19 protein-coding genes are annotated in these 26,965 nt (G+C 71.4%); 5 read left to right on the plus strand and 14 right to left on the minus strand.

All coding sequences use genetic code 11. The features are described from left to right. Positions 1 to 134 precede the first annotated feature (134 nt). Positions 135 to 1,535: an MBL fold metallo-hydrolase gene (locus OG521_10295; protein WUW21159.1), complete on the plus strand. Its 1,401-nt coding sequence runs from the start codon at positions 135 to 137 to the stop codon at positions 1,533 to 1,535. Continuing rightward, positions 1,532 to 2,875 (plus strand): MFS transporter, encoded by a 1,344-nt coding sequence (locus OG521_10300; protein WUW21160.1) that lies wholly within the window; start codon positions 1,532 to 1,534, stop codon positions 2,873 to 2,875. The genes OG521_10295 and OG521_10300 overlap by 4 nt, the downstream gene beginning before the upstream one ends. A gap of 87 nt (positions 2,876 to 2,962) precedes the next feature. On the opposite strand, the gene OG521_10305 is transcribed toward OG521_10300, so the two are convergent. The 3 genes from OG521_10305 to OG521_10315 are packed head-to-tail and all read right to left on the minus strand — an operon-like array spanning position 2,963 to position 4,975. Continuing rightward, entirely contained in the window at positions 2,963 to 3,268 is a 306-nt protein-coding gene (locus OG521_10305; GenBank protein ID WUW21161.1) for an AzlD domain-containing protein, read from the minus strand. After that, positions 3,265 to 4,101 (minus strand): AzlC family ABC transporter permease, encoded by an 837-nt coding sequence (locus OG521_10310; protein WUW21162.1) that lies wholly within the window; start codon positions 4,099 to 4,101, stop codon positions 3,265 to 3,267. The genes OG521_10305 and OG521_10310 overlap by 4 nt, the downstream gene beginning before the upstream one ends. A 10-nt stretch (positions 4,102 to 4,111) precedes the next feature. Then, on the minus strand, positions 4,112 to 4,975 hold the full coding sequence (locus tag OG521_10315; protein ID WUW21163.1) for an AraC family transcriptional regulator: 864 nt from the start codon (positions 4,973 to 4,975) through the stop codon (positions 4,112 to 4,114). Positions 4,976 to 5,075: 100 nt separating this feature from the next. Here OG521_10315 and OG521_10320 point away from each other — a divergent pair, with 100 nt between their 5' ends. From OG521_10320 to OG521_10330, 3 genes are all read left to right on the plus strand, one after another. After that, positions 5,076 to 9,743: a DEAD/DEAH box helicase gene (locus OG521_10320; protein ID WUW21164.1), complete on the plus strand. Its 4,668-nt coding sequence runs from the start codon at positions 5,076 to 5,078 to the stop codon at positions 9,741 to 9,743. A 153-nt stretch (positions 9,744 to 9,896) separates the two neighbouring features. Then, positions 9,897 to 10,724 (plus strand): DNA glycosylase, encoded by an 828-nt coding sequence (locus OG521_10325; GenBank protein WUW21165.1) that lies wholly within the window; start codon positions 9,897 to 9,899, stop codon positions 10,722 to 10,724. A 36-nt stretch (positions 10,725 to 10,760) separates the two neighbouring features. After that, the gene (locus OG521_10330) at positions 10,761 to 11,525 is read left to right on the plus strand and encodes an SDR family oxidoreductase (GenBank protein WUW21166.1); all 765 of its coding nucleotides are present in this window, start codon (positions 10,761 to 10,763) and stop codon (positions 11,523 to 11,525) included. On the opposite strand, the gene OG521_10335 is transcribed toward OG521_10330, so the two are convergent. From OG521_10335 to OG521_10385, 11 genes are all read right to left on the minus strand, one after another. After that, positions 11,473 to 11,835, minus strand: a complete 363-nt coding sequence (locus OG521_10335; protein WUW21167.1) for a hypothetical protein — start codon at positions 11,833 to 11,835, stop codon at positions 11,473 to 11,475. The two genes, OG521_10330 and OG521_10335, sit on opposite strands and share 53 nt — an antisense overlap. Before the next feature lie 193 nt (positions 11,836 to 12,028). Then, positions 12,029 to 12,223, minus strand: coding sequence for a CsbD family protein (locus OG521_10340; protein WUW21168.1), 195 nt, complete (start codon positions 12,221 to 12,223; stop codon positions 12,029 to 12,031). 111 nt (positions 12,224 to 12,334) lie between these two features. Then, positions 12,335 to 12,805, minus strand: coding sequence for a DNA starvation/stationary phase protection protein (locus OG521_10345; protein WUW21169.1), 471 nt, complete (start codon positions 12,803 to 12,805; stop codon positions 12,335 to 12,337). A gap of 272 nt (positions 12,806 to 13,077) precedes the next feature. Continuing rightward, positions 13,078 to 13,461 carry a helix-turn-helix transcriptional regulator gene (locus OG521_10350; GenBank protein ID WUW21170.1) on the minus strand — a complete coding sequence of 128 codons (384 nt, stop codon included), beginning with the start codon at positions 13,459 to 13,461 and terminating at the stop codon, positions 13,078 to 13,080. Positions 13,462 to 13,570: 109 nt separating this feature from the next. After that, complete coding sequence (locus OG521_10355; protein ID WUW21171.1) at positions 13,571 to 14,080, minus strand: nicotinamide-nucleotide amidohydrolase family protein; 510 nt, start codon at positions 14,078 to 14,080, stop codon at positions 13,571 to 13,573. Beyond that, complete coding sequence (gene pgsA / locus OG521_10360) at positions 14,077 to 14,868, minus strand: CDP-diacylglycerol--glycerol-3-phosphate 3-phosphatidyltransferase (GenBank protein WUW21172.1); 792 nt, start codon at positions 14,866 to 14,868, stop codon at positions 14,077 to 14,079. The genes OG521_10355 and pgsA overlap by 4 nt, the downstream gene beginning before the upstream one ends. After that, positions 14,865 to 16,343, minus strand: coding sequence for a 30S ribosomal protein S12 methylthiotransferase RimO (rimO, locus tag OG521_10365; protein ID WUW21173.1), 1,479 nt, complete (start codon positions 16,341 to 16,343; stop codon positions 14,865 to 14,867). The genes pgsA and rimO overlap by 4 nt, the downstream gene beginning before the upstream one ends. A 135-nt stretch (positions 16,344 to 16,478) precedes the next feature. Beyond that, positions 16,479 to 17,279: a helix-turn-helix domain-containing protein gene (locus OG521_10370; GenBank protein WUW21174.1), complete on the minus strand. Its 801-nt coding sequence runs from the start codon at positions 17,277 to 17,279 to the stop codon at positions 16,479 to 16,481. 204 nt (positions 17,280 to 17,483) lie between these two features. Further along, on the minus strand, positions 17,484 to 20,264 hold the full coding sequence (locus tag OG521_10375) for a DNA translocase FtsK (GenBank protein ID WUW21175.1): 2,781 nt from the start codon (positions 20,262 to 20,264) through the stop codon (positions 17,484 to 17,486). 261 nt (positions 20,265 to 20,525) lie between these two features. Further along, positions 20,526 to 21,203, minus strand: coding sequence for a response regulator (locus OG521_10380; GenBank protein WUW21176.1), 678 nt, complete (start codon positions 21,201 to 21,203; stop codon positions 20,526 to 20,528). A 245-nt stretch (positions 21,204 to 21,448) separates the two neighbouring features. Beyond that, positions 21,449 to 26,920 (minus strand): HAMP domain-containing protein, encoded by a 5,472-nt coding sequence (locus OG521_10385; protein ID WUW21177.1) that lies wholly within the window; start codon positions 26,918 to 26,920, stop codon positions 21,449 to 21,451. Positions 26,921 to 26,965 lie beyond the last annotated feature (45 nt).

Below are 26,965 nucleotides of genomic sequence, written 5' to 3' on the forward strand. Positions count from 1 at the left end.
TTCCGGTGGGTGCTGTGACACGTCACAGTATGCGGCGCGCGGCGGTGTGACGAGGGTGGGTGTCGGAGGTCACCGGGGAGGCCGAGACTCTGGATTCCGGCGATCCGCCGCACAGGACCGAAGGAGCCGCAGGTATGACCGAGCACAAGCCGACGGACTATCTCAGCTATGTCGACCGGGTGTGGCAGGGCGAGGACACCCTGCTGGCCCATCTGTCGGGGACGTATTCGGGCGCGGGGCTGGTGACCGTGCGCGAGCGGGTCGGCTTCCTGCCCGCCTTCGCCAATGTGGCGGTCTTCGACACGGGCGACGGGCTGGTCCTGGTGGACTCGGGCGACATCCGTACCGCCGGGCCGCTGCACGAGGCGGTCCGCGCGTACAGCGAGCAGCCGGTGAGCACGGTCGTCTACACGCACGGGCACATCGACCACGTCTTCGGGGTTGCGCCCTTCGACGCGCAGGCGGACAGCGAGGGCCGGGAGCGGCCCGAGGTCATCGCGCACGAGGCCGTCACCGCCCGCTTCGACCGCTACGTCAGCACCGCGGGGTACAACACCTGGATCAACCGCAGGCAGTTCGGCGTGCCGTCACTGAACTGGCCGTCCACCTACCGCTACCCCGACACCACCTACCGCGAGCGGATGACGGTCCGGCGTGGCGGTCTGACCTTCGAGCTGGTGCACGCCAAGGGCGAGACCGACGACAGCACCTATGTGTGGATCCCCGAGCTCAAGACGCTGTGCACCGGCGACCTGTTCATCTGGAACACGCCGAACGCGGGCAACCCCCAGAAGGTGCAGCGCTATCCGGAGGAATGGGCGAGGGCGCTGCGCGCCATGCAGGAGCTGGGTGCCGAACTGCTGCTCCCGGGGCACGGCGTGCCGATCGTGGGCAGGGACCGGGTCCACCGGGCGCTCGATGACACCGCGCGTCTCCTGGAGTCACTGTGCGAGCAGACCAGGGCCCTGATGAACGCGGGCCACCGCCTCGACGCGGTGGTGCACGGCGTCCAGGTGCCTCAGGAACTGCTGGCGAGGCCCTATCTGCATCCGGCCTACGACGAGCCGGAGTTCGTCGTACGGAACCTGTGGCGGCTGTGGGGCGGCTGGTACGACCAGAACCCGGCGCACCTCAAGCCGGCTCCGGACGCGGCGGTCGCGGCCGAGTTCGCCGCCGCGGCGGGCGGTGCGGCCGTGCTGGCGGCGCGCGCGGCCGAACTGCTGGACAAGGGCGAACTGCGACTGGCCGCGCACCTGGCGGAGACCGCCGCGCTGGCGGCCCCGGCCGATGTGGACGTGGCACGGACACGGGCCCGGGTCTACGCACGGAGGGCGACGGCCGAGACGTCGACGATGGCGCGCGGAGTGTTCAACTGGGCGGCCGCCGAGTCTGCGGCGGTGGCCGAGGGCACCGATCTGGAGACGGAGCTGACGCGCTCGCCCGAGGGCCGCAGGCGTGCGGCCGGAATGATCAGCGTCGGCGTCACGGACGACGAAGCCTGCGGCTGCGGCGGGGAGCCCGGGGAGGACGGATGAGCGCCGGCACCGGGGAGGCGACCGCGCCGCCCGCTGACACGGAAGGGGCGCGGCGACTGCGACGGGGCGCCTGGGGCACCACCTGGCTGCTGCTCACCTTCATGCTGGTGAACTTCGCCGACAAGACCGTGATGGGGCTGGCCGCCGATCCGATCCGCGCGGAGCTGGGGCTGACCCGCGGTGAGTTCGGTACGGCGCAGGCCGCGTTCTTCGCCCTGTTCAGCCTGGCCGCGCTCGGGGTGTCCTTCCTGACCCGCCGCGTCCGGACGACGGTGCTGCTGCTCGGCATGGCGCTGCTGTGGTCGGCGGCGCAGCTGCCGATGCTGCTGGGTGCCGCGGGTTTCGGGACGCTGCTGGCGACCCGGGTGCTGCTCGGCGCTGCGGAGGGTCCGGCGGCGCCGGTGGCGGTGCACCACCTGCACGGCTGGTTCGGGCAGCGGGAGCGGACTCTGCCGACGGCGGTGCTGATGGTCGGTGCGGCGGGCGGGGTGGCGGTGTCCGCTCCGCTGCTCACCGTGGTGATCGACGTGTGGGGGTGGCGCTGGGCCTTCGGCTCCGTGGGGCTCATCGGTCTGGTCTGGGCGGTGTGCTGGTACGCCCGTGGCGAGGAGGGCCCTCTTGCCCCACCGCTCGCCGGGCGGTCCGCCGCCCGTGACGAGGGGGCTCCGTCCGTTCCCTACCGACGGCTGCTGCTCTCCGGCACCTGGCTGACGGCCGCCTTCGGGGCGTTCGCCGCCTACTGGCTGCTCTCGGCCGGGCTGACCTGGGCTCCGGACTATCTGCACGAGGTGTCCGGACTGAGCCTGAAGCAATCGGGTGCCGTGGTGACGGCGACCGCGGTGGGCAACGCGGTGGTGCTGCTGACGCAGGGCCTGCTCGCCCGGCGGGCCTCGTCGAAGGGGACGGCGCCCCGGCTGCCCGCGGGGCTCGGCGGAGGGCTGGTGATGTGTGTGGCCGCCGTGTCGATCGCCGCGTTCGCGGAGGTGGACGCGGTGGGCGTGAAGATCGCGCTGATGGTCGGCCCGATGGCGCTGACGAACGTGATCCTCACGGTGTCGCAGACGGCCGTCGCGCGGATCACCCCGGCCGGGCAGCGCGGGGTGGCCCTGGGGGCTCTGGCGTTCGTCTACGCCCTGGCGGGCGTCCTGTCCCCGCTGGTCACGGGCCGGATGGTGGATGCGGCCGCATCGGTGCCCGCGGGCTACCACTCCGCATATCTCCTGATGGCGGGTCTGGTCGCGGTCGCCGGGGTGCTCGCCGTCTGCTTCCTGCGGCCCGAGAAGGACGCCCTGCGCCTGGACGTTCCCGAGGCTCCGGCGGCCGCTCCGCCCGTGCACTGAGACGGGCGCATCCCGCAGGCCAGGTGTAAGGGGCTCGGTCCATTGGACCGAGCCCCTTACCCATCCGTCCTCGGCCGTCGCGCGCGGTCAGCCGAGGGCGCGTACTCCGGCGGTGACGACCACGGCCACCCCCACGACGACGAGGAAGGGCGCCCGGAGCACGAGGGCGAGGGCCGCGGCGGCGAGTCCGGCACCTCTGGCGTCGAGCACCAGGTGCGATCCTTCGGCGAAGGTCTGCTGCGCGGTCAGGGCGGCGAGCAGGGCCACCGGAAGCAGCGCTGCCAGGCGCTGCACGAGCGGGCGCTCCAGGGCGCCGGCGGGCACCAGGAGTCCCAGGAGCTTGGCGAGGTAACAGCCGACGGCGGTCAGTGCGATGGCGATCCAGACGTTCATCGGCCGTCCTCCTGCGTGGTGGTGCGCGGATCCCCGGCCTCCGGGGCCCGCTCCGCTGCGTGCGCTCCCTCGGCCATCCCGGCCGGTTCGCCTGCGGTCCCGCCCTTGGCGCGCCCCATCAGGAAGAGGACGGCGGGCGCCGCGAGCGCGGCCAGCAGGACGGGCACCCCGGCGGGCAGCACGGGCAGCAGGCCGAGGGCGAGCACGACGGCGAGCGCGGCCGTGACCCGCTCGGTCGTGCTCTTCAGCATGGGTGCGAGCAGCGCGAGGAAGACGGCCGGGCCCGCCGCGTCCAGCCCCCAGGCGGCGGTGTCGCCGAGCGCCTCTGCGCCCAGCGCTCCGACCAGCGTGGTGAGGTTCCACAGCACGTACAGCGTGAGACCGGTGACGGTGAAGCCGATCCGGGCGGCCCGCCGGGTGGGCTGGGGCAGCGTCACGGCGGTCGTCTCGTCGATGACCCATTGCGCGGCGAGGGGGCGCAGCGCGCGCGGCAGGGCGAGCAGCTGCGACAGCCGCAGGCCGTAGAAGGAGTTACGTACGCCGAGGAAGAAGGCGCCGGCGGCCGCGGTGTACGGGTTGCCGCCGGCGGCCAGGGCGCCCACCAGGGCGAACTGGGAGGCGCCGGTGAAGACGAGGAGGCTGAGCGCACAGGTCTGCTGCAGGCTGAGTCCGGAGCCGGCCGAGGTGACGCCGAAGGCGAAGCCGGAGAGGCCGACGGCTATGCCGACGCCGAGCGCGTCACGTACGACGGCCGCGTCCGGCTTGGCCTCGGCGGTGGTCGCACCGCCGGGCGGGCCGGCGACGCTCTGAGGGGGTGCTGTCTGTTCTGCCACGCCCGGGACGCTACCCGGGCAGGTCGGGGCCGGTCTTGTACGTTCTTGCGCGTTCGCGCTGGTAGGCGCCGGGTGGCACCCCGACTATGCGGGTGAAATGACGGTTGAGATGCGGCTGGTCGGTGAAGCCGACCTCGGCGGCGGCAGCGGCGGGGGCCGCGCCCGCGTCGAGCATCCGCCGCGCACGCCGGACCCGGGCGTCGGTGAGCCAGGTGTGCGGCGGCGTTCCGTACTGCTTCTTGAAGGCCCGCAGCAGGGCGAACGGGCTCGTGCCGAGCTCCGTGGCCAGGGCCTCCAGGGTGGGCGGCTCGGCCATCCGGCTCTCCAGGACGGCCCGGGCGCGTGCCGCGTCCCGTGCGCCCGCGGCCCCGGCCGTACGGGCCGGCAGGGCGCTGCCGTGCCGGGTGAGCAGGCGCGTGACCAGGGCCCGCAGCACGCTGTCGGCGGCGAGGGCGTTACCCTCCTCCGCCGCCCGGTGGACCTCGCCGATCAGCCGGCCCGCGTACGGATCGACCACGCCGGACTCCGTGAACCCGACCGTGCCGCGCAGGTTCGTCGTGTCGGCCGCGATGTCGTTGATCACCTGGGCGGACGGGTAGAGCGTCGCGTACACCCATCCTTCGGGCACTCCGGCGCGTGCGGTGTGCGGAACCTCGGGGTTGATCATGACGACGGTGCCGGGTCCGGCGTGGACGGTTCCGCCGGGCAGTCCGACGTCCTCGACGCCCTGGGTGATGGTGCCGAAGACGTAGCCCTCGTGGCTGTGGCGCGGGAAGGTGTGGCGGACGTAGCGGGCCCGCAGCAGGTCGAGGTCGGGCAGCTCCGCGTACTGCCAGTACCTCGCCCACTCCGTCGGGCCCTTCACTCCTGCCATGCCCGAATTCTCGCAGCTCGCGGGGACCAGGGCCGCCGGTGCGCCGCCCGGCCCGCCGCTTGTCGCAGCCGTTGTCAGTGGCGGGGTGCACGATGGGGGCATGACCGGCTCCGCACTCGATTCGTTCTCCCCCGCGACCCGCAGCTGGTTCACGGGGGCCTTCAGCGCGCCGACGGCCGCGCAGGAGGGTGCCTGGCGGGCGATCGGCGAGGGGTCGGACGTCCTGGTCGTCGCCCCGACCGGATCGGGCAAGACCCTGGCCGCCTTCCTCGCCGCCCTCGACCAGCTGACGGCGGTCCCGCCGCCCGCCGAGGCGAAGAAGCGCTGCCGTGTGCTGTACGTGTCGCCGCTCAAGGCCCTCGCGGTCGACGTGGAGCGCAATCTCCGCTCGCCGCTGACCGGCATCCGCCAGGAGTCGGTGCGCCTGGGGCTGCCCGAGCCCGAGGTGCGGGTGGGCATCCGCTCGGGCGACACCCCGCCCGCCGAGCGCCGCTCGATGGCGACACGGCCGCCGGACATCCTGATCACCACCCCCGAGTCCCTCTTCCTGATGCTGACGTCCTCGGCCCGCGAGGCGCTGGCCGGGATCGAGACGGTGATCCTCGACGAGGTGCACGCGGTCGCGGGCACCAAGCGGGGCGCCCATCTCGCGCTGTCCCTGGAGCGGCTCGACGAGCTGCTGCCCCGGCCCGCCCGACGGATCGGCCTGTCGGCCACGGTCCGGCCGGTCGACGAGGTGGCGCGTTTCCTCTCGCCGCAGCGGAAGGTGGAGATCGTCCAGCCGCCGTCCACCAAGCAGTTCGATCTGTCGGTGGTCGTGCCGGTCGAGGACCTGGCCGAGCTCGGCGGCTCCCCCGCCACCGACCCGGACTCCGCGGGTCAGGCGGACAAGCCGTCGATCTGGCCGCATGTGGAGGAGCGGATCGCCGACCTCGTCCAGGCCCACCGCTCCACCATCGTCTTCGCCAACTCCCGCCGTCTCGCCGAGCGGCTCTGCAACCGGCTCAACGAGATCGCGTACGAGCGGGCCACCGGCGAGACGATGCCCGAGGCCCACTCCCCCGCCGAGATCATGGCGGAGTCCGGTGCGGCCAAGGGCGCTCCCCCGCTGCTCGCCCGGGCTCACCACGGATCGGTCTCCAAGGAGCAGCGCGCCCAGGTCGAGGAGGACCTCAAGGCGGGCCGGCTGCCGGCGGTGGTCGCCACGTCCAGTCTGGAGCTGGGCATCGACATGGGCGCGGTCGACCTGGTGATCCAGGTGGAGTCACCGCCGTCGGTCGCCTCCGGGCTGCAACGGGTCGGCCGGGCCGGACACCAGGTGGGCGCGGTCTCCACCGGCGTCGTCTTCCCGAAGTACCGCGGCGACCTGGTGCAGGCGGCCGTCGTCACCGAGCGGATGCGCACGGGGTCCATCGAGGCGTTGCGGATCCCGTCCAATCCGCTGGACGTGCTGGCCCAGCAGCTGGTCGCGATGGTCGCCCTGGACAGCTGGCAGGTGGACGATCTGCTGGCGGTGACCCGGCGGGCCGCCCCCTTCGCCTCGCTCCCCGAGTCGGCGTTCACCGCCGTCCTCGACATGCTCGCCGGCCGCTACCCGTCCGACGCGTTCGCCGAGCTGCGCCCGCGCGTCGTGTGGGACCGCGTCGCCGGCACGGTCACCGGCCGGCCCGGTGCCCAGCGGCTCGCCGTCACCTCCGGCGGCACCATCCCCGACCGCGGACTCTTCGGGGTCTTCCTGGCGGGCGCCGACCCCAAGAAGGGCGGCGGCCGGGTCGGCGAGCTGGACGAGGAGATGGTGTACGAGTCCCGGGTCGGCGATGTCTTCACGCTGGGCACCACGTCCTGGCGGATCGAGGACATCACCCGCGACCGGGTCCTGGTGTCACCGGCGCCCGGCGTCCCCGGCCGGCTGCCGTTCTGGAAGGGCGACCAGCTGGGCCGTCCGCTGGAGCTGGGGCGTGCGCTGGGCGCGTTCCTGCGCGAGCTCGGCGGGCTGTCCCCCGAGGACGCCCGGGAGAGGCTGCTGGCGGCGGGCCTGGACACCTGGGCCGTGGACAACGTGCTGTCGTACGTCGACGAGCAGCGCCGGGCCTGCGGCCATGTGCCGGACGACCGGACCATCCTCGTCGAGCGGTTCCGGGACGAGCTGGGTGACTGGCGCGTCGTGGTGCACTCCCCGTTCGGCGCCCAGGTGCACGCCCCGTGGGCGCTCGCCCTCAGCGCCCGTCTCGCCGAGCGCTACGGCATGGACGCCCAGGTCATGCATGCCGACGACGGCATCGTGCTGAGGCTGCCGGACGCCGACATGATGGGCCTGGACCTCCTCGACTTCGACCCCGCGCAGGACCCGGCGACGGGCGCGGGAGCGGCGCCGCTCGCCCCGGCCAACGTCGGCCTCGACAGCGACCAGCCCCCGGTCGGTGCCGCAGACGTCGCCTTCGACCAGGGCGAGATCGCGCAGATCGTCACGGACCAGGTCGGCGGCTCCGCGCTGTTCGCGTCCCGCTTCCGTGAGTGTGCGGCCCGCGCGCTGCTGCTGCCGCGCCGCAGCCCCGGCAAGCGCACACCGCTGTGGCAGCAGCGCCAGCGGGCCGCCCAGCTCCTCCAGGTGGCCTCCGAGTTCGGCTCGTTCCCCATCGTTCTCGAAGCGGTCCGCGAATGCCTCCAGGACGTCTTCGACGTCCCCGGGCTCACGGAGGTGATGAGCGACCTCGAAGCCCGCCGGATCCGCCTGGTCGAGGTGACCACCCAGGAACCCTCCCCGTTCGCCCGCTCGCTCCTCTTCGGCTACGTCGCGCAGTTCCTGTACGAGGGCGACTCACCGCTCGCCGAGCGGCGGGCCGCCGCGCTCTCCCTCGACTCCCGCCTCCTGGCCGAACTGCTGGGCCGCGCGGAACTGCGCGAGCTGCTCGACGCCGAGGTCCTGACCGAGCTGGAGCAGGAGCTCCAGTGGCTGGCCGAGGACCGCCGGATCAAGGACATCGAGGGTGTTGCCGACCTGCTGCGGGTCCTCGGCCCGCTCACCGATACGGAGCTGGCCGAGCGCGGGGCCGAGCCACAGTGGGCGCAGGAGCTGGCATCGGCCCGCCGGGCCATCCGGGTCCGGATCGCCGGCGCCGAGCACTGGGCTGCCATCGAGGACGCCGGCCGGCTGCGCGACGCGCTGGGCACGGCGCTCCCGGTCGGCGTCCCCGAAGCCTTCACCGAACCGGTCAAGGACCCTCTCGGCGACCTCCTCGCCCGCTACGCCCGCACGCACGGCCCGTTCACCTCCACCGCGGCGGCCGCCCGCTTCGGCCTCGGCACCGCCGTCACCGACGGGGCGCTGCAACGGCTGGCGGCCTCGGGCCGGATCGTCCAGGGCGAGTTCCATCCCGCGGGCATCGGCCAGGAGTGGTGCGACGCCACCGTGCTGCGGCGGCTGCGGCGCCGCTCGCTCGCCGCGCTCCGCCATGAGCTGGAGCCGGTGCCGCCCGCCGCGCTGGCGGGGTTCCTGCCGCAGTGGCAGCATCTCGGCAGCAACAGCCTGCGCGGGATCGACGGACTGGCCCGCGCCATCGAGCAGCTGCAGGGGGCGCCCGTCCCCGCGTCCGCGCTGGAGAAGCTGATCCTCCCCGGCCGGGTCACCGGCTACTCCCCGGCGCTCCTGGACGAACTCACCACGACCGGCGAGGTCGTGTGGGCCGGAGCAGGGGCGCTCCCCGGCAAGGACGGCTGGCTGAGCCTCTATCCGGCCGACAGCGCACCCCTGCTCCTGCCTCCCCCTCGCCCGCTCGAACTCAGCGCGCTGCACGAGTCCGTTCTCACGACGCTGAGCGGCGGGTACGGGCTGTTCTTCCGCCAGATCGCCGATCAGGTCCGCGCCACCACCCATCCGGACGCCACCGATCCCCAACTGGCGGACGCCCTCTGGGACCTGGCCTGGTCGGGGCGGCTCACCAACGACACACTGGCTCCGCTGCGCGCGCTCCTCGGGTCAGGGCGCACGGCCGGATCGACCGCGCACCGCGCCAAGCGGAACGTTCCGCGCGGCCGTTACGGCTCACTGACCGCCTCGGCGCGCCCGGCTTCCCGCACCGGTCCGCCCACCGTCTCGGGCCGCTGGTCGCTGCTGCCGCCCGCCGAACCCGAGCCCACGCACCGGGCCCACGCCCTGGCCCGCACCCTCCTGGACCGGCACGGGGTGGTGACCCGGGGCGCGGTCCAGGCCGAGGGCGTCGAGGGCGGCTTCTCCGCGGCGTACCGCGTGCTGTCCGCCTTCGAGGACAACGGGCAGGCGCGCCGCGGCTATGTCGTGGAGGGGCTGGGGGCGGCGCAGTTCGCGATGGACGGCGCGGTCGACCGGCTGCGCGCGGCCTCCACCGCCCGCGACCGCACGGAGCCGGGCGCGGATCCCCGCGCACTGGTCCTCGCCGCGGCCGATCCGGCCAATGCGTACGGTGCGGCCCTGCCGTGGCCCGAGCCGCCTGCCGGGGCCGGGCACAAACCGGGCCGCAAGGCGGGCTCTCTCGTGGTCCTCGTCGACGGCGAGCTGACGCTGTACATGGAGCGCGGCGGCAAGACGCTCCTCGCCTGGCCGACCGAGCCGGACGATCCCGCGCTCCGGGCGGCCGCGGCGGCACTGGCCGCCGCCGCCCGTGCCGGCGCCCTGGGCACGGTCACGGTCGAGCGCACCAACGGCGCCTCGTCCCTGACCTCACCGCTCGGCCGCACCCTGGAGGCGGCCGGTTTCCTCGCCACCCCGAGAGGACTCCGCCTCCGCTCCTGAACACCGCCGGGGCCCGGTCGCCGGGCGCCCGCCGGAACCGCGGCCCCTCAGCCCGCGGCGCAGCCCCGGCTCGCAGGCTGTACCCCCGGTCCACCTGCCGGGCCGTGCCATGGCTCACCGGCCCGCGGCCCATCCGCGGCGCATCATGGACGTATGCCCGAAGGAGACACCGTCCTGCAGACCGCGAAGCGGCTGCACAGCGCCCTGGCCGGCGAGGTCCTCACCCGGTCCGATCTGCGGGTGCCGCGGTTCGCCACCGCCGATCTGACCGGCCGGACCGTGCTCGACGTGTCCGCGCGCGGCAAGCACCTGCTAACCCGTATCGAGGGCGGACTCACCCTCCACAGCCATCTGCGGATGGACGGCGCCTGGCGCGTCTACGCCCCGGGCGAGCGCTGGCGGGGCGGCCCCGGCCACCAGATCCGGGCCGTCCTCGCCAACGGCGCGCACACCGCTGTCGGCTACCGGCTCCCCGTCCTCGAACTCCTGCGCACCGTCGACGAGGAGAAGGCGGTCGGCCACCTCGGACCGGATCTGCTGGGACCCGGCTGGGACGCCGGCACCGCGCTGCACAATCTGCTCACCGACCCCTCCCGCCCCCTCGGCGAAGCGCTCCTGGACCAGCGCAACCTGGCGGGCATCGGCAACATCTACAAGTCGGAGCTCTGCTTCCTGGCCCGCGCCACCCCCTGGCTGCCCGTCGGCGAACTGCCCCCGTCCACGGCCGCCCTCCTGGTCAGCACGGCCAGGCAGCTCCTCGAAGCCAACCGCGACCGCCCGGTCCGCGTGACCACCGCCGGCGCCCGTCCCGTCTCCCGTACCGGTCCGGCGCCCCGCGCCCGCCGCCCGAGCGAGAACCTCTGGGTCTACGGCCGCACCCACCGCCCCTGCCTGCGCTGCGGGACGCCCGTCCGCACCGCGGAGCAGGACACCCGCCCCACCTACTGGTGCCCACGCTGCCAATCGGGCCCCACCCCGTAGTTGACGACCCGTCAGATCCAGTCGTACGGTCCGGTCATGCCTCTCGCCGCGTACGACCTCACCGGCCGCTCCGCGTTCGTCACCGGCGCCGCCGGCGGCATCGGCCGCGCCACCGCCGTCCTGCTGGCGGAGGCGGGCGCCACCGTCCACTGCGCCGATCTCGACGAGAAGGGCCTCCTGGAGACCCTCGACCTGGTCACCGCCGCGGGTGGCGAAGCCCACACCCACCCGCTCGATGTCACCGACCGCAACCAGGTCCGGGCCGCCGTCCTGGCCTCCGGCGAGCTGGACATCCTGGCCGCCGTCGCCGGGATCATGCACACGAGCAGCGTCCTGGAGACCGCGGACGAGGATCTCGACCGGGTGCTCTCCGTGAATTTCAAGGGCGTTCTCCACGCCTGCCAGGAAGTGGCGCGCACCATGGTCACGCGCGGCTCCCCCGGCTCACTGATCACGATGGCCTCGGGCGCAGTCGACTCCGCAAGCCCGGGCCTGCTCTGCTACAGCGCGGCGAAGGCGGCCGTGGTCCAGCTCACCAAGACCCTGGCGACCGAGCTGGGACCGCACGGCATCCGGGTGAACGCGGTCGCCCCCGGCTGGATCCGGACCCCCATGACCGCCCGCCACGACGCGGAGCAGCAGCACCGCGCGGAGGCGACGATGGCGCGCATCGCACCGCTGGGCCGAGTGGGGGAACCCGATGACGTGGCACACACGGTGCTCCACCTGGCCTCGGACGCGTCGGCCTTCATGACCGGCCAGATCCTCCGCCCGAACGGCGGCGTCGCCATGCCCTGGTAGCGCGCCGCGCCCCGGTCACGGACCAGGACGGGCCGCTCTCGCGCAAGAGCCCCTCGTCGTTCGTACGCCAGGACCGGCCGATGTCACGGATGCTCTCGGCACACCGTCGCAGCAGCCCCGTCCCGGCGTCGAATATCCCCGTCGGCCGGGCCGTGGCGGCCACGTGCACGGGCAGCAGGCTGAGCCCCCATCCGCCCGCCGCCACCGCTCCCTCGATCGGACCCGCGTGCGCCGGCTCCAGCACCAGCCGCAGCACGGCCCACCACCACACACCGCCGAGCACGAGCGCCGGCACCCATCGCCGTACCATGGCCGCCTCCTTCACCGAACCTAATCCGGCCCGATCGCCCGATGGGAGAGCGCACCGGTGCAGTACCGGCGCGCGCGGCGCGGCCGCGCTCCTGCGCACTCCCATCCGCCGGCGGCTGCTCCGCCACCGCACCGGGGGCCCGGTCCAGAGCGGAGCCCCCACCGCTTCCGGTGGGGGCTCCGCAAACCGAGGGTCAGTTCTTGTCGTCAGGGGTCAGGGAGTCCTTGACGCCTTCGGCACGCTCCTTGGCGTCGCCCGCGGCACCCTTGGCCTTGCCCTTCGCCTGGTCCGCCTTGCCCTCGGACTCCATGCGCTTGTTGCCGGTCATCTTGCCCATGGCTTCCTTGGCCTTGCCGGCCATCTTGTCCTTCGCACTCTCGTCGGTCATCGCAACTCCTCGGATCTTGCGGTCCGGCCTCCACCCGCTGCGGGGCGGGCCGGTTGGACTGGTCCCCGCCAGGGCTGGGCAGCCCGGCCGGGAGGCGGCGGAAACGCCGTGTCAGGCGCTCTCCGCCTGGAACATCCAGGCATGCTTCTCGAGATCCGCGGTCAGCGTGATCAGGATGTCCTGGCTGACCGGGTCGGGGTCGCCCGTCACCTCGATGCGCTCACGCATCCGGCCGATCACCACGCCCAGGGCGTCGACCAGCGTCCGTACGGCGTCGACGTCCTTGACCCAGCCCTCGGGCACGGAGTCGATGGCCGTGGTCTTCGCGATCGTCCCCGAACGCCCGTCCGGGTTGACGCCCAGCGCGGAGGCCCGTTCGGCCACGGTGTCGGAGTGCTGGCGGGCGGTGTCGACGACTTCGTCCAGCTGGAGGTGCACGGACCTGAAGCGGGGGCCCACCACGTTCCAGTGGACCTGCTTGGCCACCAGGGAGAGGTCGACGAGGTCGACCAGGGCGCCCTGGAGCGCGCCTCCCACGGACTTGAGGTCGGTCTCGGACAGCGGGCTCTTCACCACAGACATGCACGTCTCCGTTCTGGTATCCGTTCCGCTCAGCACCAACCACGATGGCACAAACGAAGCAAAACGGTCATCCGGGGAGTTGTCCGAAAGGATCGTTCCCCGGCCTTCTCCACCCGCCTGCCCGCCGGAAGCCGCCCGACACCCCATCGGCGCATCCCGTACGCATCCGGGACGGATCCGCGTCTTCCGCACCGCACCCGGAACGCACAGAAGCCCCGGTCCGCCCCCTGAGGGGAGGACCGGGGCTCCGGCTTCACACCGAACCGAACGGGTCAGGCGGCGACGACATCCACCGCTTCCGCAGGCGCCTTGATGGTCACCCGCCCCGACGGCACACCCGCCACCGACGAAACGGAGACGGAATTGAGCATGGGGCGCACCGGTACAGGGACCGGATCGCTGGCTGCCGCCGACTCGGCCAGTTCGGCCAGGGACAGCTCATCGCTCACTTCACGCATGAGCTCGGACATCCGTACGTCAAGCGCGTCGCAAATGGCGGAGAGCAGTTCGGAGGATGCCTCCTTCTGCCCCCGCTCCACCTCGGAGAGATAGCCGAGTGAGACTCGGGCGGACGAGGAGACTTCGCGCAGAGTACGGCCTTGGCGCTGGCGCTGCCGACGCAGCACGTCACCAAGCAGGCGACGGAGCAGAATCATCGGTGGCTCCCTCCTCGGACCGCGTAGCCGCATCCTTCACGCCCCACCGTACCGCCTAGCGCTGCGGCCGTGCGGGGAGCGATGTCGTGTTCACTCAGGGCTGCAAACATCAATTCCCCCCGTTGTGTTCCGTATCCTGTGCGCTCGCGTACCCGTCGAGTTCGCCGGAGAGCAGTTCGAGCACGCTCCGTACGCTCTCCATACGGATGTCCGCCCGTCCGCCGTTCAACCGCAGGGCGGTCACTTTCCCGGCGTCAGAGGGCCCGCAGACTGCGACGAAGACCGTTCCGACCGGTTGGCCGTCCTGCGGTTCGGGGCCCGCGACACCGGTCGTGGCCACTCCCCAGTCCGCGCCGAGCGCCCGGCGCACGCCGGCCGCCATCTGGCGCGCGACGTCGGCGTCAACCGCTCCCCGCGCCGCCAGAAGGTCCGCGTCCACTCCCAGGACTTCACTCTTGAGGGGGGTCGCGTAGGCCGTCACCGACCCGCGGAAGGCTTGCGAGGCACCGGGGACGGACGTCAGCTCCGCCGCGACCAGGCCGCCGGTCAGCGACTCGGCGACGGCGAGGGTCTCCCCCCGCTCGACGAGCAGCCGCAGCACCCGGGCCGCGGCTGTCACCGCTCGGCCTCCGCCGCGCCGCGGTTCCCCGGAGCCCCGGAGACCCGCTCCGCCGCCTCCGCGCCCTCAGGGACCGTCCCGGCGCTCCTGGCGCCCTCGACGGCTTCCAGCGCCGCCTCGGCGGCCTCCTGGGCCGCAGTCGCCCTGTCCGCCGCGATTCCCTGGCGTCGCAGCACAACCGCCTGGCGCACGTAGTCCAGACCGGTGACGACCGTCAGCACGACGGCCACCGCCATCACCCAGAAGCGCAGGGTGGCCAGCGGACCGGTCAGCGCCAGGACGTACATCCCGACGGCGGTCCCCTGCGCCAGCGTCTTCATCTTCCCGCCGCGGCTGGCGGGGATCACCCCGTGCCGGATCACCCAGAAGCGCATCAGCGTGATGCCGAGCTCGCGGAAGAGGATCACACCGGTGACCCACCAGGGCAGGTCGCCGAGGTACGACAGACAGATCAGGGCCGCGCCCATGATCGCCTTGTCGGCGATCGGGTCGGCGATCTTGCCGAAGTCGGTGACCAGGTTGTACTTGCGCGCCAGATGCCCGTCGAACACGTCGGTGATCATCGCGACGGCGAAAGCGGCCCAGGCGATGGAACGCCAGGCCGGGTCGTACCCGCCGTCGTGAAGCAGCAGCACGACGAACCCCGGGACCAGCACCAGCCGCGCCATGGTGAGGAGATTGGCGATGTTCCACAGGCTGGCCTGATTGACGGCCGCAGCACCCAGTTTTCCGCCGCGGACCGGCGTCGCGCCGGAACCGCCTGCCGCGGATGCCGGGACTCCGGTCATCTGGCTACCTCCGCAAGCTCACAGCATTCGGCCACCAGGTCCACGCCCTCGGTGCCCACTACCTTTGCCTCGACCATACGGCCCGGGACAAGTCCCTCGCGTGCCGTGAAGAGCACCTGGCCGTCCGTTTCGGGAGCCTGGTGGGCGGCGCGGCCCACCGCCCGCGACTCGTCCTCGGTGGCCTCGACCGACTCGACCAGCACCTGGAGCGACTCCCCGACGCGCTCCTCGGCCCGCTGCGAGGTCAGTTCCTCGGCCAGCTGCGAGATGTGCGCCAGGCGCTCGGCGATCGTGTCGGCGTCCAGCTTGTTCTCGTAACCGACCGCCTCGGTGCCGTCCTCGTCGGAGTAGCCGAAGACGCCGATGGCGTCGAGGCGGGCTCCCGTGAGGAACCGTTCCAGCTCCGCGAGGTCGTCCTCGGTCTCGCCGGGGAAGCCCACGATGAAGTTGGAGCGGGCGCCGGCCTGCGGTGCCTTGCTCCGGATGGTGTGGAGGAGCCCCAGGAAGCTGTCGGTGTCACCGAAGCGCCGCATCGCGCGCAGCACGCCCGGGGCCGAGTGCTGGAAGGACAGGTCGAAGTAGGGCGCGACCTTCGGCGTCGACGTCAGTACGTCGATCAGACCGGGCCGCATCTCGGCGGGCTGCAGATAGCTGACCCGGATGCGCTCGATCCCCTCGACGTCCGCGAGCTCCGGGAGCAGCGTCTCCAGGAGGCGGATGTCGCCGAGGTCCTTGCCGTACGAGGTGTTGTTCTCGGAGACGAGCATGACCTCCTTCACGCCCTGCTCGGCCAGCCAGCGCGTCTCGCCCAGGACGTCCGAGGGCCGCCGGGAGATGAAGGAGCCGCGGAAGGACGGGATGGCGCAGAAGGAGCAGCGGCGGTCGCAGCCGGAGGCCAGCTTCACGGAGGCGACGGGGCTGGTGCCCAGACGGCGGCGCAGGGGCGCCCGCGGACCGGAGACCGGTGCGACGCCGTCCGGCAGGTCGGCGGGGGCGGGTGCGGTCTCCTGCGCGTGGCCGGGCAGCGCGACGGCGGCGTCCTGCCGCTCGGCCGGGCTGATCGGGAGCAGCTTGCGGCGGTCCTTCGGGGTGTGGGAGGCGTGGATGCCGCCGTTGAGGATGGTCTGGAGGCGGTCGGAGATGTCTGCGTAGTCGTCGAATCCGAGGACGCCGTCCGCCTCCGGCAGGGCCTCGGCGAGGTCCTTGCCGTAGCGCTCGGCCATGCAGCCGACGGCGACGACGGCCTGGGTGCGGCCGTGGTCCTTCAGATCATTGGCTTCGAGCAGGGCATCGACGGAGTCCTTCTTGGCGGCCTCGACGAATCCACAGGTGTTGACCACGGCGACATCGGCATCGGAGGCATCCTCGACGAGCTCCCAGCCGTCCGCTGCCAAGCGGCCTGCGAGCTCCTCCGAGTCCACCTCGTTACGGGCGCAGCCAAGAGTGACAAGGGCGACGGTACGGCGTTCGGGCATGGGCTCAAGACTACTTTGTCCCGGCACTGGCCCCGCCGTGCAGGGTTCGCCCGTTACAGCGAGTGACAAAGACGGCGAGCGCCCGGCGCGATGGCCGGGCGCTCGCCGCGATGTGTGGACGGGCAGGTCCTGCGGTCAGCCGACCTCGGGGTCGCCCTTGGTGTACGAGAGCCGCTCGACCTGTCCCGGCTGGAACTGGTCCTCGACCTTCTTGCCGTTGACGAAGAGCTCGATCGAACCGGCGTCACCGAGGACGAGGTCGACCCGCTCCTTGTCCTGGAAGGTCTTCGTCTCGCCCTGCTGGAGGGTTCCGTCGAAGAGGGAACGGCCGTTGTGGTCCTTGGCGGAGATCCAGCTCTTGCCCTGGCTCGCGCTGAGCTTGACCGTCACCTTGTCCTGGGGCGCTGCCGCGATGGCACTGTCCGAGGGGGCCGGCTTGGGGTCGACGGGCTTGCTGGAGGCCGGCTTGGGGGTGATCTTGTCGGAGGTCGGGCCTTCGGCGACCCGGCCGGCGGTCGAGGGCTCGTCACCGCCCTTGAAGAAGGTGAAGCCGACGAAACCGACCACGGCGACGATCGCCGCGACCATGGCCGCGGTCCAGTTGGGCCGACGGGGTTCGGAACGGATCCGCTCGGCCTCGAACAGCGGTGCCGCCGGCGTGGGCGCGGGACGGCCGCCGTGCTCGGCGTCGTACTGCGAAACCAGCGGTTCCGGATCGGTGCCTACGGCACGTGCCAGCGTTCGGATATGGCCGCGGGCGTACACGTCGCCGCCGCAGCGGGAGAAGTCGTCCTCCTCGATCGCGTGCACGATGGGGATGCGCACCCGGGTGGACGTGCTGATCTCTTCGACCGTGAGACCTGCGGCGATGCGAGCCTGCTGAAGCACTCGACCGATCGAAGGCCGGTCGTCTTCGGGGGAGTTGCCGATGGACACGGGGGCGCCTTTCGAGCGTGAGCCACCTGCTGGGTGTTCAGTCTAGGGGGGGTACGAAAGGGTGGGGCAACCGGGAGGGACGACTTTGTACGCCATCCAGATTCGAACAGAGTCGGATTCGCCGGACCGCCCCGGGAAGGACATCCTGCTGTCCCTCCCTTCAACTTGACGTACGGCCCGGCGAAACGGTTGCCCGCAAAACCCTTACGAACCCGTTTCCCCGCGGATCAGCGCCAACACCCCGTCGAGTTCGTCCGGTTTCACCATGACGTCGCGGGCCTTGGAGCCCTCGCTCGGCCCGACGATGTTCCGGGACTCCATCAGGTCCATCAGCCGCCCGGCCTTGGCGAAGCCCACCCGCAGCTTGCGCTGGAGCATCGACGTGGACCCGAACTGGGTGGAAACGACCAGCTCAGCGGCCTGGCAGAGCAGATCCAGATCGTCGCCGATGTCCTCGTCGATCTCCTTCTTCTGCTTGGTCCCGACCACTACGTCGTCGCGGAAGACGGGTGCCATCTGGTCCTTGCAGTGCTGGACGACCGCCGCGACCTCGGCCTCGGTGACGAAGGCGCCCTGCATACGGGTCGGCTTGTTCGCCCCCATCGGCAGGAACAGTCCGTCACCCTTTCCGATGAGCTTCTCGGCGCCGGGCTGGTCCAGGATGACGCGGCTGTCGGCGAGCGAGGAGGTGGCGAAGGCGAGCCGGGAGGGCACGTTCGCCTTGATCAGTCCGGTCACGACGTCCACCGAGGGACGCTGGGTGGCGAGCACCAGATGGATACCGGCGGCGCGGGCCAGCTGGGTGATGCGGACGATCGAGTCCTCGACGTCACGGGGGGCCACCATCATCAGGTCGGCCAGCTCGTCGACGATCACCAGCAGGTACGGGTACGGCGAGAGCTCCCGCTCGCTGCCCTCGGGCGTCTTCAGCTTGCCGGTGCGCACGGCGTGGTTGAAGTCGTCGATGTGCCGGTAGCCGAACGCGGCGAGGTCGTCGTAGCGCAGGTCCATCTCCCGCACGACCCACTGGAGGGCCTCGGCGGCCTTCTTGGGGTTGGTGATGATCGGCGTGATCAGGTGCGGAATGCCCTCGTACGCGGTCAGCTCGACGCGCTTGGGGTCGACCAGCACCATCCGGACGTCCTCCGGCGTCGCCCGCACCATCACCGAGGTGATCAGGCAGTTGATGCAGGAGGACTTTCCGGAGCCGGTCGCACCGGCCACCAGGACGTGCGGCATCTTCGCGAGGTTGGCCATCTCGTAGCCGCCCTCGACGTTCTTGCCGAGCGCGACCAGCATGGGGTGGTCGTCCTCGGCCGCGTCCGCGAGCCGCAGCACGTCTCCGAGGTTGACCATCTCGCGGTCGGAGTTGGGGATCTCAATGCCGACCGCGGACTTGCCCGGGATCGGCGAGATGATCCGGACGTCGGGACTGGCGACGGCGTACGCGATGTTCTTGGCGAGCGCCGTGATCCGCTCGACCTTCACGGCGGGGCCGAGCTCCACCTCGTACCGCGTGACCGTCGGCCCCCGGGTGAAACCGGTGACGGCGGCATCGACCTTGAACTCGGTGAAGACGTTGGTCAGGGAGGCGACGATCGCGTCGTTGGCGGCGCTGCGGGTCTTGCCGGGGCCGCCGCGCTCCAGGAGGTCGAGCGAGGGAAGCGAGTAGGTGATGTCGCCGGAGAGCTGGAGCTGCTCGGCGCGGGGCGGCAGCGGCTGCGAGTCCGAGCGGTCGGGGACCGGTTTGGTCAGGTCGGGCACGCCCCCGGAGGGCGAGGAGGCCCTCTCCCCCGGCCTGCGGACCGGCTCCGCCTCCCTGGCGCCCGGCACCGGGGTGCCCGCACGCTCGCGGTCCACCGAGACGCCCTGGGTGAGGTCGGCGACGACCGGCGAGGGCGGCATGCCGTTGAGCACCGCACCGTCGAGCGCCGCGGCGGCGGCCGCCGCGACGTCCACGGCGTCCATCGGCCGGTTCATCGCCGGCTGCACGGAGGGCCTGCGCGGCCTGCGGCGCTTGGAGAGCGCGTCGGTCTCCGCCCGGTCGGGGTCGAAGTCCTCGGGCGCCTCGGAACGGCGTACGGAGGAACGGCGCGAGCGCGCCGGCAGCGCCTCGCGCCACTGCTCGTCGTACCGCTCGTCGTCCTCGTAGTCCTCGTTCAGGTCATCCGGGTCGTACACCGGGTCGATGATCCCCAGCTTGGAACCGAGCAGCCGCAGCCGCTGCGGAATGGCGTTCACCGGGGTCGCCGTGACGACCAGCAGCCCGAAGACGGTGAGCAGCAGGAGCAGGGGGACGGCGAGCACCTCGCCCATGGTGAAGATCAGGGGCTTGGAGGCGGCCCAGCCGATCAGTCCGCCGGCGTCCTGCATGGCCCCGGTGCCGTCCTCGCGGCCCGGTGATCCGCACGCGATGTGGACCTGCCCGAGCACCCCGATGACCAGGGCGGACAGTCCGATGACGATCCGGCCGTTGGCCTCGGGCTTCTCGGGATAGAGGATCAGCCGCACCGCGACGGCGCCCAGCAGTATCGGCACGAGCAGGTCGAGCCGCCCGAAGGCGCCGGTGACGAGCATCTCCACGAGGTCGCCGACCGGGCCGCGCAGATTCGACCAGGTGCCGGCGGCGACGACCAGCGCGAGGCCGAGCAGCAGGAGCGCGACGCCGTCCTTGCGGTGTGCGGGGTCGAGGCCCTTGGCGCCACGCCCTATGCCGCGGAACATAGCGCCGACGCCGTGGGCGGCACCGAGCCAGACGGCGCGCACCAGGCGGTACACACCGCCGGTGGGTGAGGGCGCCGGCCGGGGCGCGGCCGCCTTCTTCGCCACCGCCTTCTTGGCGGGAGCCTTCCTCGCGGGCGCGGTCTTCTTGGCAGCGGCCTTCTTCGCGGGCGCGGCTTTCTTCACCGGGCCCGAGCCGCCACCGACGCGCTTCGCGGTGCCCGCTGTGCCCTGGGAACCCTTGCCGGACGTACGTGAGGCCATGGGGCCGAGGTTACCGGTGTCTGCGGCGGTGAACACGTGCGCGTGCCGGTTCACCCGACCGTGTCGCCGTACGGCGGCCGCAAACTGACGCGCACTCACCGGGTCCGGACGCCCGGCACCCCGGGCCGGGCGTCCGCGGCGCCGGGCCGGAAAGGTCCGAAACCGGGACACCTCCGCCGAACACCCACGTCCGCGGGCCAGTTGAGCCCCCGCCGGCCCGAAGGGGCCCGGCGGGAAAGGGCGGTGCGCCCCGCAGAGCTGTTACGAGGGAAGGGCGGCCGGTCCGCCGCCGGTGCCGGGCTCCAGGGCGTCCAGCGCCCTGCGCAGCCCGGTCAGCTTCCGTTCCAGATGGGCGGCGGTGGCGACGGCCGCGGCGTCCGCCGACTCGTCGTCGAGCTGCTTGGAGAGCGCCTCGGCCTGCTCCTCGACCGCGGCGAGCCGCGCGGAGAGCTCGGCGAGCAGTCCGGCGGGCTCCTTCTCGTGGTTCACGCCCACGTGCCCGCCGCCCTCGAGCTGGAGGCGCAGCAGCGCCGCCTGCTCACGCAACTGGCAGTTCTTCATGTACAGCTCGACGAAGACCGAGACCTTCGCCCGCAGCACCCACGGGTCGAACGGCTTCGAGATGTAGTCCACCGCGCCGGCCGCATAGCCCCGGAAGGTGTGATGCGGACCGTGGTTGATCGCGGTGAGAAAGATGATCGGGATGTCCCGGGTCCGTTCCCGCCGCTTGATGTGCGCGGCGGTTTCGAAACCGTCCATGCCCGGCATCTGGACGTCCAGCAAAATGACTGCGAAGTCGTCCGTGAGCAGCGCTTTGAGCGCTTCCTCCCCTGACGATGCCCGTACCAGTGTCTGATCGAGCGCAGAGAGGATGGCCTCCAGCGCCAGCAGATTCTCCGGCCGGTCATCGACCAGGAGGATCTTGGCCTTCTGCACCATGGCCCGTCCTCCTCGCCCCGGAATTGCACCGGGCGCCGCCCCAGGGGACGACTCCCTTACGCCGTCCGTCCTTGTGCCGGTCATGGTAGCCGCACCCCGCCCGTCACCACACCCTGTCACCGCGATGTCACTGTGCACGTAGGAAAAACGCGGTGGGAGACCAGAAGGTTCCCCGGAAACCGCGCTCCCACACTCCTTCGCACACAGTCGGTCAACAAATCACGATTGATTCGCTCAATTTGCGATCACTCTCCGCGCATCCACTGCTCCATAACCGACAGAAGATGATCAGGGTCGACCGGCTTGGTGACATAGTCCGATGCGCCGGAGTCGATCGCCTTCTCCCGGTCGCCCTTCATCGCCTTCGCGGTGAGCGCGACGATCGGCAGACCGGCGAACTGCGGCATCCTGCGGATCGCCGAAGTCGTGGCATAACCGTCCATCTCCGGCATCATGATGTCCATCAGCACGACCGTCACATCATCGTGCTGCTCCAGGACTTCGATCCCCTCGCGCCCGTTCTCCGCGTACAGGACCGACAGCCCGTGCTGCTCCAGCACGCTGGTGAGCGCGAAGACGTTACGGATGTCGTCGTCGACGATCAGTACCTTCTCGCCGCTGAACCGGAACGTCCTGCGGACCTCGGGCTCCTCCTGGCTCCCCAGCGTCCACGGCTCCTGCTGCACCGGCTGGGCCGCCGGTGCTGCCGCCCTGGGCGGCAGCGCGGGCTGCTGCTTCGCACTGCCCAGCGCCTTGCGCCGGCGCCGCAACAGCCCTGCCGCGCCGCCCTGCTCGTTCCCGTCGCCCGGCATCCCGGAGGCCTGCCCGTAGCTCTGGAAGCCCTGACCGGGTCCCTGGCCCGCCACGGGCTGCCGGCCGCTCTCGACCACGACACCGTGCATCTCGATGGGGCCGGGGCCGATCTGCGGATAGCCCTGCGGCGGGAGTTCGCTCGGGTGCAGCGGCAGGTACAGCGTGAACGTCGAGCCGCGGCCCGGCTCGCTCGCCGCGTGGATCTCACCACCCAGCAGCCGGGCGATCTCCCGGCTGATCGAGAGGCCGAGCCCGGTGCCGCCGTACTTGCGGCTGGTCGTGCCGTCCGCCTGCTTGAACGCCTCGAAGATCACCAGCATCTTGCTGGACGCGATCCCGATGCCCGTGTCGGTCACCGAGAACGCGATCAGGTCGGCGTCGGCGTCCCGCAGCGAACCCGCCTCCAGCAACTGCTCGCGGATCGCGTTCGGCACCTCGGCGCCCGCATGCCGGATCACCAGCTCGACGGCGCCGCTGTCGGTGAACTTCACCGCGTTGGAGAGCAGATTGCGCAGCACCTGGAGCAGCCGCTGCTCGTCGGTGTGCAGCGTGGCCGGGAGTTCCGGCGACACCCGTACGGAGAAATCCAGCCCCTTTTCCGCGGTGAGCGGCCGGAAGGTCGCCTCCACGTAGTCGACCAGCTGGACCAGCGCGATCCGGGTCGGGCTGACATCCATCTTGCCCGCCTCGACCTTCGACAGATCGAGGATGTCGTTGATCAGCTGGAGCAGATCGGAACCGGCCCCGTGGATCGTCTCGGCGAATTCCACCTGCTTCGGCGACAGATTGCCCTCGGCGTTGTCCGCCAGCAGTTTGGCCAGAATCAGCAGCGAGTTGAGCGGTGTCCGCAACTCGTGGGACATGTTCGCCAGGAACTCCGACTTGTAGCGCATCGAGACGGCGAGCTGCTCGGCGCGCTCCTCCAGGACCTGCCGCGCCTCCTCGATCTCGGTGTTCTTGACCTCGATGTCGCGGTTCTGCTGGGCCAGCAGCTCGGCCTTCTCCTCCAGTTCGGCGTTGGACGCCTGAAGGGCCTTCTGCCGGTTCTCCAACTCCTGCGACCGGTCCCGCAGTTGCTCGGTGAGCTCCTGCGACTGCTCCAGCAGCTTCTCGGTCGTGGTGTTGACGCTGATCGTGTTGACGCTGGTGGCGATCATCTCGGCGAGCTGGTTGAGGAAGTCCCGCTGGATGTGCGTGAACGGCTGGAACGAGGCCAGCTCGATCACTCCGAGGACCTTCCCCTCGAAGAGCACCGGCAGCACGATCACGTGCGCGGGCGGTGCCTCGCCGAGGCCGGAGGAGATCTTCAGGTACCCCGGCGGCACGTTGTCCACCTGGATCGTCCGCTTCTCCTCGGCGGCCGTGCCGATGAGCGTCTCGCCCGGCCGGAAGGACGTCGGCATGGAGCCCGCGGAGTAGCCGTAGCTGCCGCGCATCCGGAGCTCGTACGCGCCCTCCCTGTCCGCGTCCGCACCCAGCGCGTCGGCGTCCCCGGTCGCCATGGCGAGGAAGAACGCGCCGTGCTGCGCGGAGACGACCGGCGTCAGCTCGCTCATGATCAGCGAAGCCACGTCGTCCAGGTCGCGCCGCCCCTGCATCAGACCGGAGATCCGGGCGAGGTTGCCCTTGAGCCAGTCCTGCTCCTTGTTGGTGGCGGTGGTGTCGCGCAGGTTGGCGATCATCGTGTTGATGTTGTCCTGCAGGGCCTGGATCTCGCCCGCGGCATCCACATCGATCTTGAGGTTGAGGTCGCCGCGGGTCACCGCGGTGGCGACGGCCGCGATGGCGCGCACCTGACGGGTCAGGTTCCCGGCCATCTCGTTCACCGACTCGGTGAGGTCGCGCCAGGTGCCGTCCACGTCCCGCACCCGCGCCTGGCCGCCCAGCTGCCCCTCGGTGCCCACCTCACGGGCCACCCTGGTCACCTGATCGGCGAACGACGAGAGCTGGTCGACCATCGTGTTGATGGTGTTCTTCAGCTCCAGGATCTCGCCCCGGGCATCGATGTCGATCTTCTTGGTGAGATCGCCCTTGGCGATGGCGGTGGTGACGGTCGCGATCTGGCGCACCTGACCGGTCAGGTTGGACGCCATCGAGTTCACCGACTCGGTCAGGTCCTTCCACGTGCCGGAGACCCCCGGGACGCGCGCCTGGCCGCCCAGTTCGCCCTCCGTGCCCACCTCGCGGGCGACTCGCGTCACCTCGTCGGCGAACGAGGACAGGGTCGTCACCATCGTGTTGACGGTGTCGGCCAGCTCGGCGACCTCGCCGCGCGCCTCGACGGTGACCTTCTTCGTCAGGTCGCCGTTGGCCACCGCGGACGAGACCCGGGAGATGTTCCGCACCTGACTGGTCAGGTTGTTGGCCATCAGGTTGACGTTCTCGCTGAGGTCCTTCCAGATGCCCGTGGCGCCGCGGACCCGGGCCTGGCCGCCGAGGATGCCCTCGGTGCCCACCTCACGGGCCACCCGCGTCACCTCGTCACCGAAGTTCATCAGCTGGTCGACCATCGTGTTGACGGTGGTGACCAGCTCCAGGATCTCGCCCTTGGCGTCGACGGTGATCTTCTTGGAGAGATCCCCGTTGGCGACCGCGGTGGTGACCTCGGCGATGTTGCGGACCTGGAGGGTCAGGTTGTTCGCCATGCCGTTGACGGACTGGGTGAGGTCCTTCCACGTACCGGACACGCCCTGCACCTCGGCCTGGCCGCCGAGAATGCCCTCGGTACCCACCTCGCGGGCCACCCGGGTCACCTGCTCCGCGAAGTTCGAGAGCTGGTCGACCATCGTGTTGAGGGTGTTCTTCAGCTCCAGGATCTCGCCGCGCGCGTCCACGTCGATCTTCTGCGACAGGTCGCCCCGCGCCACCGCCGTGGCGACCTGCGCGATGTTGCGGACCTGGGCGGTGAGGTTCCCCGCCATGCCGTTCACCGAATCGGTCAGATCACGCCACACGCCGGCCACGCCGGGCACCTGCGCCTGACCGCCGAGGCGCCCGTCCGTGCCCACCTCGCGGGCCACCCGGGTCACCTGCTCGGCGAAGGCGGAGAGCTGGTCGACCATCGTGTTGATGGTGTTCTTCAGCTCCAGGATCTCGCCGCGCGCGTCCACGTCGATCTTCTGCGACAGGTCGCCCCGCGCCACCGCCGTGGTCACCTGCGCGATCTGGCGCACCTGCGAGGTCAGGTTCCCCGCCATGAAGTTGACGGAGTCGGTGAGCTCCTTCCACGTACCGGAGACACCGTCGACCCGCGCCTGACCGCCGAGGCGGCCCTCCGTGCCCACGTCCCGCGCCATCCGCGTCACCTGGTCGGCGAACGAGGACAGCTGCGCCACCATCGTGTTGACGGTGTTCTTCAGTTCCAGCATCTCGCCGGCCACGTCGACGGTGACCTTCTGCGACAGGTCCCCGTTGGCCACCGCGGTCGTCACCTGCGCGATGTCGCGCACCTGGCCCGTCAGGTTCCGGAACGCCGTGTTGACGGAGTCCGTGAGGTCCTTCCACGTACCGGCGGCGCCCGGCACCTCGGCCTGGCCGCCCAGCCGGCCCTCGACGCCGACCTCCCGGGCCACCCGGGTCACTTCCGAACCGAAGGACTGCAGCTGGTCGACCATCGTGTTGACGGTGTTCTTCAGCTCCAGCATCTCGCCGGCCACATCGACGGTGACCTTCTGCGACATGTCACCACTGGCGACCGCCGTGGTCACCTGGGCGATGTCCCGCACCTGGGTCGTCAGATTGCGGAAGACGGTGTTCACCGAGTCGGTGAGGTCCTTCCACGTACCCGCGGCACCCGGCACCTGTGCCTGGCCGCCGAGCACGCCCTCGCCACCGACCTCGCTGGCCACCCGGGTGACCTCGTCCGCGAAGGTGCGCAGCGTCTCGGTCATCTGGTTGATGGTCTCGGCGAGCTGGGCGACCTCGCCGCGCGCGCTCACCCGGACCTTCTGCGACAGGTCACCGTTGGCGACCGCCGTCGTCACCTCGGCGATGCCGCGCACCTGGGAGGTGAGGTTGCCCGCCATCGTGTTGACGGAGTCCGTGAGGTCCTTCCAGACCCCGGCCACGCCCGGCACCGTCGCCTGACCGCCGAGCTCGCCCTCGGTACCCACCTCACGGGCGACGCGGGTCACCTCGGAGGAGAACGAGGACAGCTGGTCGACCATCGTGTTGACGGTGTTCTTCAGCTGGGCCATCTCACCGGCCACATGCACGGTGACCTTCCGCGACAGATCACCCTTGGCGACCGCCGTCGTCACCAGGGCGATGTCGCGCACCTGCGCGGTCAGCCGGAACGCCATGGTGTTGACGGAGTCCGTGAGGTCCTTCCAGGACCCGGACATCCCGCGCACCTGGGCCTGGCCGCCCAGCTTCCCCTCGGTGCCCACCTCGACCGCGACCCGCGTCACCTGCTCGGTGAACGCCGACAGCTGGTCGACGAGGTTGTTGACCGTACGCGCGACCTTCAGGAACTCGCCGCGCAGCGGCCGTACCGTCTCGTCCGCCGTGTGCGACCGCAGTTCCATCCGCTGTTCGAGATCACCGTCGGCGACCGCCGACAGCACCCGCCCGACCTCCGAGACCGGGCGCGCGAGATCGTCGACCAGTTCGTTGGACGCGTCGATCGCGGCCGCCCAGGAGCCCTCGCAGGCCCCCGTCTCCAGCCGCTCGGTGAGCTTGCCCTCCCGGCCGACCACACGCCGCACGCGGGCGAGCTCACCGGTGAGATGCACATTGCGGTCGGCGACCTCGTTGAAGACGGCCGCGAGCTCCGCCATCACGCCGTCGCCGGAGACGGTCACGCGCCTGCGGAAGTTCCCGTCCCGCATGGCCACCAGACCGGACAGCAGTCTGTTGAGTGCCGCGGCGTCGACCTCGACGGTTCCATTGCGCTGCTTCTTCACGGACTGTCCGCCTTTACTGCGCGTACCTGATCCCCGCGCCGCCAC

The sequence above is a fragment of the Streptomyces sp. NBC_01463 genome (genome assembly GCA_036227345.1).
GTDB lineage: Bacteria > Actinomycetota > Actinomycetes > Streptomycetales > Streptomycetaceae > Streptomyces.